This window comes from Bacillus sp. DB-2 (assembly GCF_003315125.1).
Classification (GTDB): Bacteria; Bacillota; Bacilli; order Bacillales; family Bacillaceae_G; genus Bacillus_A; species Bacillus_A mycoides.
The window spans coordinates 43,391-57,956 of record NZ_QNRN01000002.1; the positions used below are offsets into that span (position 1 = coordinate 43,391).

13 protein-coding genes and 3 pseudogenes (1 of these 16 only partly in view) are annotated in these 14,566 nt (G+C 33.0%); 4 read left to right on the plus strand and 12 right to left on the minus strand.

What is annotated here, in order from left to right; all coding sequences use genetic code 11:
* Positions 1–504, minus strand: partial view of an exosporium glycoprotein BclB-related protein gene (locus DET63_RS03225; RefSeq protein ID WP_113936092.1) — the beginning only. It extends 1,002 nt beyond the left edge of the window; only the first 504 of its 1,506 coding nucleotides appear in the window; it begins with the start codon at positions 502–504; the stop codon falls past the left edge of the window.
* Positions 505–1,213: 709 nt separating this feature from the next.
* On the opposite strand from DET63_RS03225, the gene DET63_RS03230 reads away from it, so the two are divergent.
* Entirely contained in the window at positions 1,214–1,987 is a 774-nt protein-coding gene (locus tag DET63_RS03230; RefSeq protein WP_113935830.1) for a sulfite exporter TauE/SafE family protein, read from the plus strand.
* A gap of 41 nt (positions 1,988–2,028) precedes the next feature.
* Positions 2,029–2,826, plus strand: coding sequence for a sulfotransferase family 2 domain-containing protein (locus tag DET63_RS03235; protein ID WP_113935831.1), 798 nt, complete (start codon positions 2,029–2,031; stop codon positions 2,824–2,826).
* 160 nt (positions 2,827–2,986) lie between these two features.
* Here DET63_RS03235 and DET63_RS03245 read toward each other — a convergent pair.
* The 4 genes and pseudogenes from DET63_RS03245 to azlC form a co-directional block, all read right to left on the minus strand.
* Positions 2,987–3,129, minus strand: a pseudogene (locus tag DET63_RS03245) (Y-family DNA polymerase); the annotation flags it as partial.
* Between the two features lie 279 nt (positions 3,130–3,408).
* The gene (locus DET63_RS03250; RefSeq protein WP_113935832.1) at positions 3,409–3,741 is read right to left on the minus strand and encodes a branched-chain amino acid transporter permease; all 333 of its coding nucleotides are present in this window, start codon (positions 3,739–3,741) and stop codon (positions 3,409–3,411) included.
* Between the two features lie 166 nt (positions 3,742–3,907).
* Positions 3,908–5,263: a branched-chain amino acid transport system II carrier protein gene (brnQ, locus tag DET63_RS03255; protein WP_181777887.1), complete on the minus strand. Its 1,356-nt coding sequence runs from the start codon at positions 5,261–5,263 to the stop codon at positions 3,908–3,910.
* Between the two features lie 164 nt (positions 5,264–5,427).
* Positions 5,428–6,150: an azaleucine resistance protein AzlC gene (gene azlC / locus DET63_RS03260; protein ID WP_235661775.1), complete on the minus strand. Its 723-nt coding sequence runs from the start codon at positions 6,148–6,150 to the stop codon at positions 5,428–5,430.
* 185 nt (positions 6,151–6,335) lie between these two features.
* On the opposite strand from azlC, the pseudogene DET63_RS03265 reads away from it, so the two are divergent.
* A pseudogene (locus DET63_RS03265) lies at positions 6,336–6,806 on the plus strand (GntR family transcriptional regulator); the annotation flags it as partial.
* A gap of 133 nt (positions 6,807–6,939) precedes the next feature.
* Here the strand turns inward: DET63_RS03265 and DET63_RS03270 are convergent.
* From DET63_RS03270 to DET63_RS03290, 5 genes are all read right to left on the minus strand, one after another.
* Positions 6,940–7,257 carry an AzlD domain-containing protein gene (locus DET63_RS03270; RefSeq protein WP_113935835.1) on the minus strand — a complete coding sequence of 106 codons (318 nt, stop codon included), beginning with the start codon at positions 7,255–7,257 and terminating at the stop codon, positions 6,940–6,942.
* A gap of 5 nt (positions 7,258–7,262) precedes the next feature.
* Complete coding sequence (locus DET63_RS03275) at positions 7,263–7,976, minus strand: AzlC family ABC transporter permease (protein ID WP_113935836.1); 714 nt, start codon at positions 7,974–7,976, stop codon at positions 7,263–7,265.
* Positions 7,966–8,895, minus strand: coding sequence for a bifunctional helix-turn-helix transcriptional regulator/GNAT family N-acetyltransferase (locus DET63_RS03280; protein ID WP_113935837.1), 930 nt, complete (start codon positions 8,893–8,895; stop codon positions 7,966–7,968). The genes DET63_RS03275 and DET63_RS03280 overlap by 11 nt, the downstream gene beginning before the upstream one ends.
* A gap of 347 nt (positions 8,896–9,242) precedes the next feature.
* On the minus strand, positions 9,243–9,953 hold the full coding sequence (locus tag DET63_RS03285; protein WP_113935838.1) for an NAD(P)H-dependent oxidoreductase: 711 nt from the start codon (positions 9,951–9,953) through the stop codon (positions 9,243–9,245).
* Between the two features lie 2 nt (positions 9,954–9,955).
* Positions 9,956–10,828, minus strand: a complete 873-nt coding sequence (locus DET63_RS03290; RefSeq protein ID WP_113935839.1) for a DMT family transporter — start codon at positions 10,826–10,828, stop codon at positions 9,956–9,958.
* Between the two features lie 115 nt (positions 10,829–10,943).
* On the opposite strand from DET63_RS03290, the gene DET63_RS03295 reads away from it, so the two are divergent.
* On the plus strand, positions 10,944–11,831 hold the full coding sequence (locus DET63_RS03295; protein ID WP_113935840.1) for a LysR family transcriptional regulator: 888 nt from the start codon (positions 10,944–10,946) through the stop codon (positions 11,829–11,831).
* Between the two features lie 251 nt (positions 11,832–12,082).
* Here DET63_RS03295 and DET63_RS30505 read toward each other — a convergent pair.
* Together DET63_RS30505 and DET63_RS03305 are read right to left on the minus strand one after the other, a co-directional pair.
* Positions 12,083–12,184 (minus strand): annotated as a pseudogene (locus tag DET63_RS30505) (Y-family DNA polymerase); the annotation flags it as partial.
* A 591-nt stretch (positions 12,185–12,775) separates the two neighbouring features.
* Complete coding sequence (locus DET63_RS03305) at positions 12,776–14,314, minus strand: alpha/beta hydrolase (RefSeq protein ID WP_113935841.1); 1,539 nt, start codon at positions 14,312–14,314, stop codon at positions 12,776–12,778.
* Between the last annotated feature and the right edge of the window lie 252 nt (positions 14,315–14,566).

The following is a 14,566-nucleotide window of genomic DNA, read 5'->3' on the forward strand; positions in this document are numbered from 1 at the left end:
CGTATCTCCTGTTGCTCCCGTACTTCCCGTTGCTCCCGCTCCTGTTGGACCCGTACTTCCCGTTGCTCCCGTATCTCCTGTTGCTCCCGTACTTCCCGTTGCTCCCGCTCCTGTTGGACCCGTACTTCCCGTTGCTCCCGTATCTCCTGTTGCTCCCGTACTTCCGGTTGCTCCCGTGTCTCCTGTCGGCCCTGTACTTCCGGCTGCTCCCGTGTCTCCTGTTGCTCCCGTACTTCCCGTTGTTCCCGTGTCTCCTGTCGGCCCTGTACTTCCGGTTACTCCCGTGTCTCCTGTCGGCCCTGTACTTCCGGCTGCTCCCGTGTCTCCTGTTGCTCCCGTACTTCCGGTTGCTCCCGTGTCTCCTGTCGGCCCTGTACTTCCGGTTGCTCCCGTGTCTCCTGTCGGTCCTGTAGGAAATGTTATTGATGGAATTGGTGGAAAAGTAGGCCCTATTAAATCAGGATCTATTGCATGAGCTTGAAGCAATTCATATATTTTTTGCATTTCATTTTTATCAGCCACATCATCAACTCCTATAATACGACTGTATTATATTGATATGCGAGATTATATTACACTTCATTTATCTATATATAATATGTGTTCCCGCTACTATTATGCTCCTTATATCATAGCTAACTTTTTAGGTACTATTAAATTATTTTATTAAGATATTAACATCCCCTCAATATTCAAATGCTGATGTTATTTTCATCATTAAAAAGGAATATTATTTAAACATTTTTTATACTTTCTTTACGCGCATGGGACAGGTTCATGCAATATGCACAACAAACTGAAGATCTTCGTTTAATTCTTGAATGACAACAACTTTTTAACTTTATGTAATCTATATGACCTAACATCAAGATAAACAAATTTATAAAAGAACGTATCCTTATAACTATTTTCACACTTATGTCGGCTGTACCGCTATTAAATTTCAATGTGACTAGAAATTTAAGACACACCTATGAGTTATTTTTAATACACTAACAGTTCATCTACAAAATTAAGGCACCCTTACCTTGGTATTTAAATACAATGGCATGAGTAGTTACCATTTTTCATTTAGTTACTCTTTTTTTGATATGTATGGATATAAGAAAAATAGAATTTTTTTACCAAATATCCCTTGTAAATCTCCATATATAACGGCTATTTAAAAATGGTAACGAATAGTAAGAGCCACCGGTATGGAAGGGGAATTACAATGAGTATTTCTATTATAATGATGGGTTTCATTATAGGGGGATTGGTTGGAGTAACAGGGATAGGTGGGGCCGCATTACTGACTCCATTTCTTCTAACATTAGGTATAAGTCCTTCTGTAGCTGTTGGAACTGATCTAGTATATAACTCTATTACTAAAATGTTTGGAATATCCCAACACTGGAAACAGAAGACCATCAATTTTAGACTAGTAAAATATCTAGCTATTGGGAGTATACCTAGTGCAATTATCGCAGTAGTAACGATTCATTTCTTACCCCTCTTTCACTATAGTCGAGAAGGAATTATAAAGTATATATTAGGATATGTTCTAATCCTTGCGGCAATTTCTATTTTAATAAAGGCATTTTTCTATAATGAATCTACACAAAATTATTTTCAAAGACAGACTATGGTACAAAAAAAGAGCCTAACAATTCTTATTGGTGCAATACTGGGTTTTATCGTGGGACTTACTTCTGTGGGATCAGGCTCTTTATTCGCTATTGCAATGATATATTTATATCAACTGAGACCATCCGAGTTAGTAGGCACAGATATTACACATGCTTTTTTATTAGTGACGGTTGCAAGCATACTAAATATGAATTTAGGCAACGTAGATTATCTCTTGTTAATTCATTTACTCATTGGTTCTATCCCAGGTGTCATACTTGGTAGTAAATTCTCCACTAAGATTCCCGTTAAACCCCTTCAAATATTTCTAGCTATCATTATTGGTGTTAGTGGACTAAAGTTAGTTATCGCTTATTAAAAAAAATTTATGCTTTTGCTATATAAGAATGGAGGTTCAAAATGGCTCATACAGAACTATATAATTTTATATACAAGCAAGGGCGTGTCCCTCATTTCCATAAAGATTTTCCCCTAATCTTATTTTGGAGCCAAAAAAGCGGTTGTACTTCGCTAGCCCACTGGTTTTTTTATCAAATTAATTTATTTAAAGAAGCGATAAAATACAACCCGTTCATTCACAACTATGAGTATGAAGTATATAAAAACTCTACACATCATTTAGCACAATTAGCTAGTGGATTACAAACTAAAGAGAAGAATACTTACAAACTAGTAAGAAATCCTTATAGAAGAGCAGTAAGTTCTTTTGTTGCTCTGATTCCGCCACCAAATTTTGAGAATCCCGCATGGAAACCCATTCGACAATTTCTGTATGGTGATGAAACCTGCAATAAACCCATTTCCTTTAAACTATTTTTGTATTATTTAAAAGCACACATGACCAAATTAGATCAAGTAGATCCTCACTTTACACAACAATATATACAAGGAGAAGAGGAATTCGTTACGAACTATATTTATCTAGAAAATTTCAACACAGGAATTTCGAAACTAGAAGAAGTATATAAATTAAAAAAATCACCATTAGATCTGTTATCAAAGGCTTGGCATTATCAAGAGAGTAAGATGATTTACAAAGGAGTTTATGCAGACGGTGATATCACAACCCCTCTTTTCCCACGATTACCTACTTATGATAGTTTTTATGATGCAGAAACAACTCAGTTGGTTCAAGAAATATTTGCAAAAGATTTTAATATGTATCATTATGATTTAAATTCTTTTCTCTCAAAATAAAAGTGTTCAAAGCCACTGGCTCTATTAAGTGTTTTATCTTAAAACTGATACGACAACATCATATATTTATAAATTTTCATACACTTCTCCTAATTCTTTTTTTAGTTGTGTTTTTAAGTGCTCATTTTCACTTTCTAATAGCTTGTTCTTATGTTTTAAAAGCTACTTTACTCAATAATAAGTTTGGCCCAATACCAATCGTACTTTCGATCCGTGTACGTTCATATATTCCTCGCTTGAACTTTAATGCGAATTCGCAAACAAATGAATACTCGCAGTCATATCCATGAAAAATTCATCGATTCAGTTGTCAATATTTTTTCTTAATTTAATACACTATTTAAATTTAAAATGGAAGCCAACTGTTATGACACGAATTTAAAGAGCCTTGCTACGATATAAATGTAGCAAGGCTCTCATATTTTTACAGGAAAATATAATCACTTTATTATGAATTTAAATATACACTCTGATCAAAATTAACAAAATAATTCCCATTTAATATATATTTTAAATGATACCCCATCACTTTCATAATATAGTTCAATGATGAGGATATCATCTATTAACTAGCATAAATATTCAAAATAAGAACTGTACTAACACCATATAGATAATTGTGCCACCCGCTATGGACAACAGCATTTGTCTCTTCCATAAATGAAGTATCATTACTAACGCTACAGCAATCAATTCTGGAATACCATGACTACCAGTGAATAAGTTTACATCTTTAAAACAGTAAATCACCAAAAGACCTATAACTGCTGAAGGTAGTACTCTACCAAGGTACTGAACATACTGTGGCGTAGGTCTATCTGATGGGAACACCAAAAATGGAAGGAATCTTGTAAGCATTGTTCCTAAAATAACCATGGAAATTGTAATGATTTGCTGGAATATACTCATCGTCATACTGGACCCTCTTTTCTTATTTATTTGTTTTCAAAAAATGTAACGATGTTAGAAATTGTAGCTATTTTAAATGACTTCAAAAAGAATAAATAACGTATATATAAATTACTTTAAATTTTGAACTTATTAACTTAATAAAAGCGAGGAAGTATTCTACATATATTAATTATTCATTTAATTGAATTTCACTCGAATTAAGTTTATTTTTCTTCCGTAATACACTAAAAATATAACCACTCAAGCCACCTATAATAGATGGAAGTAACCACCCTAGACCTATTCCGTAAAAAGGAAGATATTGGTCAAAGAATTCGTTAATCATTACAAATTTTAATCCTGCAGAATTTAAGCCATCAAATACACTAATAATAAATGTGAATAACAAACTAACTCTATATACAGTGGGGTTTCCTTTAAATAATGGGTGTAAAAACGTTAAGAAAATTAAGGAAATAACCATTGGATAAAGAGCCATTAATACAGGGACTGAAATTGTAATTAATTGTGTTAACCCTATATTTGCAACTAGTGTGCTAAAAACCGATATAATAATAGCAATTTTTCTGTATGAAACTTTCGGGAATAACCCATGAAAGAAAGTAGCACAAGAAATGGTTACCCCTACACTTGTAGTCAAGCACGCTACAGTAATTAATAAACCTAATACAATTGCACCATAAGAACCAAAATAATAGTTTGAAACTTTAGCTAAAACTTCAGCCCCATTATTTAAATGACCTAGCTTTTCAACACTAGAAGCCCCCATATAAGAAAGGGCTGTGTATATAGAAACCAAGAGTATTGTAGCAATAGCAGTTGCTTTTGCACAAATAGTCATTAACTGTTTTTTAGTAGTAGCTCCTCTTTCTTTTATTGCATTCACTATAATCATTCCAAAGACAAAAGCTACTAAAGCATCTAGTGTTAAATACCCTTCTTGGAAACCTTTAAAAAATACATATGACGTGTTATATCCTTCAGAAGGAGATTGTAACCTTCCCATTGGTTTAACAACGGATACGACTACAAGCAATCCAATAAATGTCAATTTAATAGGAGTCAAGAATTTCCCTACTATATCGATAATTCTTGATGGATTAAGTGATAACAAGAATGATACGAAAAAAAACACTACTGTAAATATGGTTAATATAGTGGGACTTGCCCCATTTGATACAAAAGGTTTAATTCCAATTTCGAATGATACATTACCTGATCTAGGAATTGCAAAAAAAGGACCAATTGCCAGATAGAGAACAGCCGTAAATACAATACCAAAAAGTGGATGAACACGACTAGCTAGTGATTGTATATCATTTTTTCCCGAAAAAACAAAAGCTGTAATTGCTAATAGTGGTAAGCCTACTCCGGTAACTAAGAAGCCAGCATTGGCTAGCCATACATTATTTCCAGCCATTTGACCAAGCATAGGCGGGAAAATTAAATTTCCTGCTCCGAAAAACAATGCAAATAACATGAACCCTAGCATTAGGATATAGGAAAAAGAAACTTTATTTGTCATAATAAATCCTCCAACTATAAAGTGTTATATAGTATTTTAATTTTGTAATAAAGCTTCTGAAGAAGAGAAATCCAGTACTGATTTAACCGATGCATAGTGTACGTTTTTTTAATGTTATAAGACAAACAATGTAATTGTGATGATCCTTTGGAGCATACAAATTACTATGCGGAAGCCTTCTCTTCTTTCTCAATTGGCTTTTTTAGAACAGTAAGCATTGTTACAATCATAACCATGGCAGGAATAATAAAATTGTTTCCACCAAAAATAATAAGACTAATTATGGAAAGTGTGAGTCCTATAAGAGCGCTATGATGTTTCTCCTCTTTCATCCACTGTTCTACAAAAATAACAACAAAAAGAGCTGTCATAACAAACTCTAATCCTTTTGTATTAAATTGTACTAATGATCCAAAAATGCCACCAATTGTTGCTCCTAATACCCAATAAGAATGATTGAGTAATGTAACAAAAGTCATAAACCATCCTTTATCTACGTTTTCTGGAATATCAACAGTAGAATTAATAGAAAAAGATTCATCACATAGTCCAAAAATAAGATAGAATTTTTTTCTCCCAGCGCCTTTATACTTATCTAACATAGAAATACCATAAAATAAATGTCGTGCATTCACCATTAATGTTAGAAAAAGGGCATTAAGTGGATCAAACGTAACTAGTAATAAATTTGCTGCAATAAATTCCATTGATCCTGCGAAAATTGCAAAACTCATGATGATTGGATATATTGCACTGAAGCCTAATGAGTTCATATAAATTCCATATGCGATTCCTAAAAATAAAAAGCCAGCAAGGATTGGTGCTGTATAAGGAAAAGCTGCACGAAATGCAATTTTTATTTGTTTACTATTTTTCAAATCATTCACATCCTTATTCGAAAATTTATTAAATGTAAATTTAACACAACAAATCCATACAATGAATGAATTTATTGTATGGATTACAATTTTTATAAGAAAATGTGTGTTATTCTACTTATAAATAATGCGAGATTAATCTATTTTCATATTTGTAATATATTTTGTACAAAATATATCCATAGAGGTGTAACCTGCCAATCAATTCATTTAATAATTATGTTATGTCTTGGAAACCAGATAAAAATTTATTAAAGCGTCCTTTTTATTCCTCAATTGCCATACTACTTGAACATGATATTATAAATGGTTTATTAGCCCCAGGAACAAAGTTACCACCGCAACGAGAACTGGAAGATTTTCTGGATTTGAACTTTACCACTATTACTCGCGCTTATAAAATTTGCGAAGTTAAGAATTACAATGATTCAACTGGTCTTCCTCATCAAAAAATGGCCGGCTTGAATTGGATGAGTTCTTTTGGCATTAATGTAACCCAAGAACATATAGCAATAGTTTCAGGTGCGCAAAATACCTTGGCCATTACATTGACTGCTTTATTTAAACCTGGAAATCGCATTGCAACCGATTTATATACATATTCAAACTTTATTGAGTTAGCAAAAATGCTCCCAGATGAACTTGATAAGCAGTGTAGTCAATTAAGCATAACTTTACCGTGGATTAATTATTAACCCATAAGCTTGCCGTGAATGCGGTTGGTTCAAAATGCTTGAGTTTTTTGTTGCTAGTGAATACTTTTCTATAAAGAAGTTTAATCATTTTTCAACTATGGGCTTATTGATTTAAAATTAAACCTCCTAATAAAACCATTCCCATTCCTATAAAGAAACTTAAAAAGAAATTATTGGTTACTTTCATAGTCAACAAACAAAGAACAGCTGAGAATAGATAAATAGGATTGGGTTGGAATCCATTTTTACCTAAAAAAAGTGAAGGGAAAACCAAAGCTGCATATATACCAATTGGCACATATGCCAAGCCTTCCCTAATTTTTTTTGTTAGAATATGATCGGGGATCCTCAAAAACAATCTTCTGCATAAGTAGGTGACAATGGTCATTCCGAACAATAGAATAAAATAGCTTGAATCCATTTCAACTATTCCTCCCTCACAGGTGAACTACCAGCTAAAAAGTATCCAATTGAAAAACAAAATCCTCCCGCAAACAATATTAGAACTCCCATTGGTAAAACCGAAGAGAGGCTCAATACGACTAAACCTGTGACGAGAAACACGGCAAATTTCAGGAGAGATGTTATCTCTTTGTATGACATAATTAAAAAAATGATAGTAATGCTAAATTCTAGTCCTAGGTTACCGTTATTTGGGATTAAAGTTCCGAATATAGTTCCTAAAAGTGTTCCTAGTCCCCAGGTGATGTATATAAATAATCCTGCACTAACAATATATCCTTTTTTATAATGCCCTTCTCGGCAATGAGTTAACGATAAGGCATACAGCGCATCGGACAAAAAATATGCTATAAAATTATTAAATTTCCTATCAAATGAAGAGAAAAATGGCGATAAAGATAAACCATATAACAAATGTCTGGCATTTATCAGAAAGGTAGTTAATATCATCGAATAGACACTCGCATGTTCCTGTAACATAGGGAGAACCGATAATTGTGCTGAACCAGCAAATGAGATTAGGGACATTAACAGGCTTTCTATCGGTGTTAATCCTGTTTGAATTGCCATCACCCCAAATATACTTCCAAACATAGTGAAACTTATCCCCATGGGTAACACATCTAATATTCCTTTTACCCAATCACCATTTTTTAAATCCAATTGTTTACCTTTCATCAAATAGATCTAAATCCCATCGTTCTTCAATTAGCTTTTCACCACACCACTCAATGTTTTCTTTTTCTTCTGTCATTGTAAACCCGTATTTTGCATATAAATGACGTGCTGCATTTAACATACTAATTGTCCATAGATAGATGTGTTTATAATTATGTTCTTTACAGTAGCTAAGGGCAGTTTCAAATAACTTCGTTCCAATACCAAGCCCTTGATAACGGTCATCTAGAATAAACCAACGAAGTTGTGCAGTATTTTCATCATCTTGTTTGATTGCAACAGAACCTGCTCGCTCACCATCTACTTCAGCAATCCATAACTCTCCACCAGAAGAAGCATATACGAATTCTGTTAACCCCTTCATTACGTAGTACTCAAATGTTTTGAAAAATCTATGCTGCTCTCCATAGAATTCACCATGAAGCTGAGCCACATACCCCACATCACCTGGTTGAAATGGTCGAATTATTACAGTTGGTTTTTCGTTTGTACTTTTTGTATAAATGGATTCAACCTGCTCCATTGATGAAACAAGATCATCAATTTCGGATTCAGATAAATGCTGAAGTGTTTTTGTTAACTCACGATTTGCATCTATCTCCATTCTACGGAAAGCTTCTTCACCAATAGCTGTTAAGTAGAGATTAAATTGTCTTTTATCTTCTGGCGATTGTTTTTTTTTAATAATTTGTTCATCTTCAAATCGTTGAAGAATTCGACTTAGAAATCCTCGATCAACGCCTAATGCTTCTATAATTTTTTTAGCTGTACAACCACTATTGTAATGAAGTTCTGCGATAACACGAGCTTCTGTTAATGGGTAAGGATTATTATAGATTTCCTGATCAATTTTGCCTAATACATTGGCGTAATACCGATTAAACTGACGAATCTTTTCTATTTTTTTTATTAATTCCATAATAAAAAACCTCTTTTCAATTGAAAAATTCTCACCAACATCATTCATTGTAGTTGACTCAGTCAATTATATCTACAATGGTTGACTAAGTCAATTATTATGATGAATAGAATGTTTATTAAATTTATCCCTGACCACTTTGAATGAAAAGATAATATTTCTACAAAATTATGCTCTATTGTGAACTATTCATAATTTGACCTTATACATAAAGAATAAATTACAAGGGCTGAACCTGGTCCAATACCAGATTTCCTCCTTGTAATTTTGCCTAATGAAATAGCCTGTTCAAATTAATGAGGGTACTTGGATAAAGGAAATTTAATGGTTCTAGTTTTTTTCAGTTATTATCTGTACTCTGTCTTTAATTGATGAATTTCGTCATAATGAGAAGAAGGGTGGTACGAAATAGAAGGAATATCAGAGATATTGTGTAAACGTTTTTTATATTCCTCTAAATACTGTTCTCGGTCTTCTTTATTATGTGATGGTGTCCATGCGATGAATGGTTCAACAGGTTCTAAACCGGAAAAATAAAGCATGCCATGATTAATATGATAAAGTATTTTCTCATGCATATCCCCATCCATTCCGTATGGCGTATAAGCGTGTTTAGGAGATCCTGTTGTAGTAGACAGCATCGCTTTTCTACCTTTCAATCTACCCGTATCATATCTTTCATCTCTTGAATAAATAAATCCAGAAGCAAATACTCTATCAAACCACCCTTTCAAAATGGCAGGAACAGAATACCACCATAGTGGGAATTGAAAAATAACAAAGTCTGCCCAAAGAAGTTTTTCTTGTTCTTCTTGAATATCAGCAGAAAAATTATTTGTCTTAGTTGCATGTTTTTGTTCTACTGCATATTTTAAAAATTCTTTATTTTTTAGCTGTATAAAGTCGTTGCTATCGGCAACAGCTTTGAAGTTCATAGCATATAAATCTGATACTTTGACTTGATGACCTAAAGAAGTTAATTCTGAAACTGCCAGATCCTTCAATGCTCCATTAAAGGACTTCGGCTCTGGATGAGCGTAGATAATTAAAATATTCATTCTTACATCTCCTTTAATACAATTTGTTTTTTAAATGATGTATTTGCAATTAATACACCGGACAAAATAAGCAAAGCACCTAAATATTCTTGTCCTCCCATGATTTCATTTAGAAAGATAAATGAAAATACTGCTGAAAAAACTGGTTCGAGAGAAAATAAAAATCCTGTACTTTCAGGAGTAATATACTTTTGAACAATTGGCTGTATTACAAAACCATAAGCCGAGCAGATAATTGCTAAACCAAGTATTGCAGACCACTCTATTACTCCATTTGGTAATACAGGTGCTTCAAATGTAAAATTTCCTACGAGGGCAAAAAGAAATGCAAAACCAAGTTGAAAAACCCCCAATTGAAATGCATCCACTCTTTGAACAAAATAGTTTGTAACTATAATGTGTATCCCATAAAGAAAAGCAGCTACCAAACATAAAAGAGAACCCAATGCAAATGTAAAATCATCTTTAATAGTAAGTAGTGCTAAACCAACAGAAACAGTTGTTACTCCGTAAATCACCTCTTTCCGTGGTAGTTTTCTTATGATTAGTGTTTGTAAAGCAGGCACTAAAATTACAGTTGTACTTGTCAAAAAACCGGCTGAAGAGGCAGTTGTCGTTTTCATTCCATACATAAGTGAAATAAAAATCCCGCATAATAATACTCCAACAATTGCACTGTAACTCAACATTTTAATGTTTATATTTATTAATTTTCGGTTGAATATTACAATCATTATCAGAAATGCAATCCCAAATCGTAAAGCTACTACGGTGAAGGGAGATACTGTATCTGCAAGAACTTTCATAAAAATATAAGATGTCCCCCAACCTATAGAGACTGTTGCTAATAGAAAATTAGCCTGTTTTTGTGTCATTTGTTTTTATCCTTTCCTGCTTTAATGGTAGCTATAGGTTATCATTCACATTTACATTAGTGAAACGAATATTTATAATGAAACTATTAGAATTCCTAATGAAAGGGGCGATTTGATGAATGTATATCATGCTTTTATTAAAGTAATTGAAACAGGTAATTTTACCAAAGCTGCTGAAGAACTAGGCTACACGCAGTCCGCAATTAGTCAAATGGTAAATTCATTAGAGAAAGAACTATCAACAACTCTTATTTTGCGCTCTCGAACTGGAATTACACTTACACCAGATGGCGAGGAATTTTTGCCATATATTAGAAATATCAGCAATTCACATAAAGAATTACAAGAGAAACAAAAAGAGATGAGAGGATTACAAAGTGGGCTTATTCGAATTGGAACATTTTCTAGCGTTGCATGTCACTGGCTACCGGATTTAATAAGAAGTTTTAAGGAACAGTACCCAGCTGTTCGTTTTGATATATACCAAGGGGAATATACAGTTATTTGTAATTGGATCAAAGAAGGATTCGTAGACTTTGGATTTGTTAATCCAGAAGCTGTGTCTAAGTTAACAAGCATTCCATTACAAGAAGATGAAATGCTTGTCGTATTACCAGCAAATCATTGTTTAGCACCTAAAACTAAGGTTTCATTGGAAGAATTAATAGAAGAGCCCTACATACTTTTAAATGAAGGAGAAATAAATGAAGCATTAACCATTTTTGAAGAAAATTCTCTTGAACCTAACATACAATACCGAGTACATGACGATTATGCAATTATGTCTATGATTGAACAAGGTCTTGGTATATCAATTTTACCGGAACTTGTCTTAGATAGATGTCCGTATAATATTGTAACAAAATCAATCTCTCCATCTTTTACGCGTATAATAAGCTTAGCATATAAAGACAAAAGAGTATTACCGATAGCGAGTAGATATTTTATTGATTTTCTCATTAAGAATTTTAAAGAAACAGGTTCCGGATTGAAAAATAAGTAAAAAGGTTAGTTGAAGTATAATTATTTGTAGTATTCCTTAGAAAATTTAACATAGTCTAATTTTGGAATCATTACTTTGCTATAAATAAAAAGAACCATAAGCTTGCCCAAACGGCAAAGTTATGGTTCGAATCACATATTACCCTACCATTTAGCTAATTTATGTACATAGATTATATACCTTCCATATCAATCGTTTTACCTTACCAATATGCACTTTTTAATTATGTACAGATCGATTTTTAGTAGTCTCAGTGCTACTTTACTCAATAATAAGTTTGGACCGATACCAATCGTGCTTTCAATTCGCGTACGTTCATATATTTCTTGCTTGAACTTTAAGGAAAACTCGCATGTCCCATAGTAAATAAAGCCAAAGCCAATCCATTAAATATAAAATAACAAAGACAATTCCTATTATTTTATGTTTTTAAACTCTCTTACCTTACTCATTTCCATTTCATTAAAAAAGTCGATTCTCCAGCAACGGTACTTATTATTTAAAACTTGAAACGTTATAGCTATATGATGGCTACAACTCTTTAAATATGAAATGAAACGAAACTTAAATATACCTATAAAAATTGACATTGATTTAAAGAATGAAAAACTACAACATAATATTTATATTAATCAAAATTCCGTTCTGTTATTTAACATGGGGTATCACCACATCACTATCAAACTAAGGTTTTGTACTATCTATAAAGCAAAAAAAGCCATCCTTTCTGTATATTTCTACAAAAAGAATAGCGCTTTTTTCATTATATAGATACATTCCATAATGTATCTTCATTGTTAAATGAAGGTTAAACAAGTTTTGTTACATATTTCAACCATAGCCCACCATCTTCAAGTTTTTCTACTTCTTTTAAGAAGAAATCTACTGGATGCTGGTTTCTATTTTGATTACAGAAAGAAAGTCTTTATTAAAACATATGGTTGCTAATTTAATTGCGATCTTCCTTGCACCCAAGCAGCAATATCATTTATAACATACTCAGGTATATTAGCAGGACTATAATATTCATCCGGCTTACTTATTTCCCCATCACCCTCTGTAAAGAAATGATTTAACTTTGGATATAGTCGATAATCAACGTTATCTCGTTCTTTTAATTGTTCTTTCCAAAGAGGAATTTCGATTTTTGATTGAACTTGATAGTCTCTTTCTCCTTGAATAATAAGAAGCGGTGTCTTTTGTTCTTTTGACATTTCTGCTGCTTTAATTTTCCGGATAGAATCCCAAAATACTGCTGATCCTAAGTAAAAATCTTTTGGGGGATTCTGACTAGAGAAATTGGGATCATTTAATAATTCAAATTGCGATTTGTAGAATTTATATTCCTCTAGGTTCATTGCTCCAATAGAAAAAAGGTACTCAAATTGATCTAAAACAACGTCTTGGATCGTACGAGCTGGCCCTCCCATTACAATTGCCCCAGCAATATTTTGATTTTGGTCTTTTTCAATCATTTTCGGAAGCATCATTCCACCTTGACTATGACCCAGAATATAAATTTGATTCTTATCTATTAGAGGCTCATTTTTAAGAAATTGAGTTACAAGAAGAGCATCATCTGTTGTCTCTTTATCAACTGTATAAAAGGGACTGAATTGTGTTTTCAACCCATGTTCATATGTTCGTTTATTATAGCGAAGGACAGCAATTCCCTTCGATGCAAGACCTTCAGCTAAATCGCGAAATGGTTTTAAAGCAAACGCTGTTTCATCCTGATCAGTTGCTCCAGATCCTTGAACAAGAATAACCGCCGGGAAAGGACCCTTTCCTTTTGGAACAGACAATGTTCCTGGTAATGGAAATGCACCACTTCCAACTACTACTTCTTTATCAACAAATGATTCAGGCTTACTATATGATGGACGCTCTGCAACAGGACTAAACGACATACTGAGTTGAAAATCGTCTATTTTTCCAGATGGATCTAGTTTAATTAGTAAAGGTACAGTCATTTGTTCAAAAACTAATTGAATCTCCACATTTGTATGAACAGGATTTGTCTCTTTTTGTGTAACCTCTCCAATTTCTATAAAAGAACCTGCTTGTAATTGAACTGGCAGTCCCTCCCAATAGCTCTTCAACCATTCTTTGGATATTATTTTCTGTAATGACCTTGAGGTTAAATCAAATGCAGATTTATAATCTTCACTATTCATATGGCGAATAAATGAAAGAGTAATAGATATAATAGAATTTTCATCATCACTATTGTCTACTTTTTTTATAGTTGTGTTTGCTTCCTTTAATTTCGAAATAAATTGGTGGTTAAACAGATAATTATATGTATCAGGATATAAGCTTGTTTTCAATACTTCCGTATTCCGTCCCTCATACAAACTTGAAGAACTCGTAAAATTTTCAGGTGAAATTACTTCCTCCGCATATGAGACTGAGGGAATTGTTATTGTACAAATTGCACTGACAAGTAATAACTTATTACTTATTCTTCTTTTCTTACCCATAATTATTGATTCTCCTTTCAAAATTAAAAATTTCTAATACAGTATGCCAAATACTATAAGGAAAATAAAAATTATCAAAGAGATTAATAATCTATTTTACGATCCCCCCTAACAAGTTAAAAAGCTATCATTAACAAACTTCAATAAAAAACGCCTTCCCCCTCTTTTTTTATCATTGGATTTTCCAATGACATAGAAGCACAGCGCTGAATTACATGTAACTGACCCATGGGATTCTCTATTCCAAAAGAA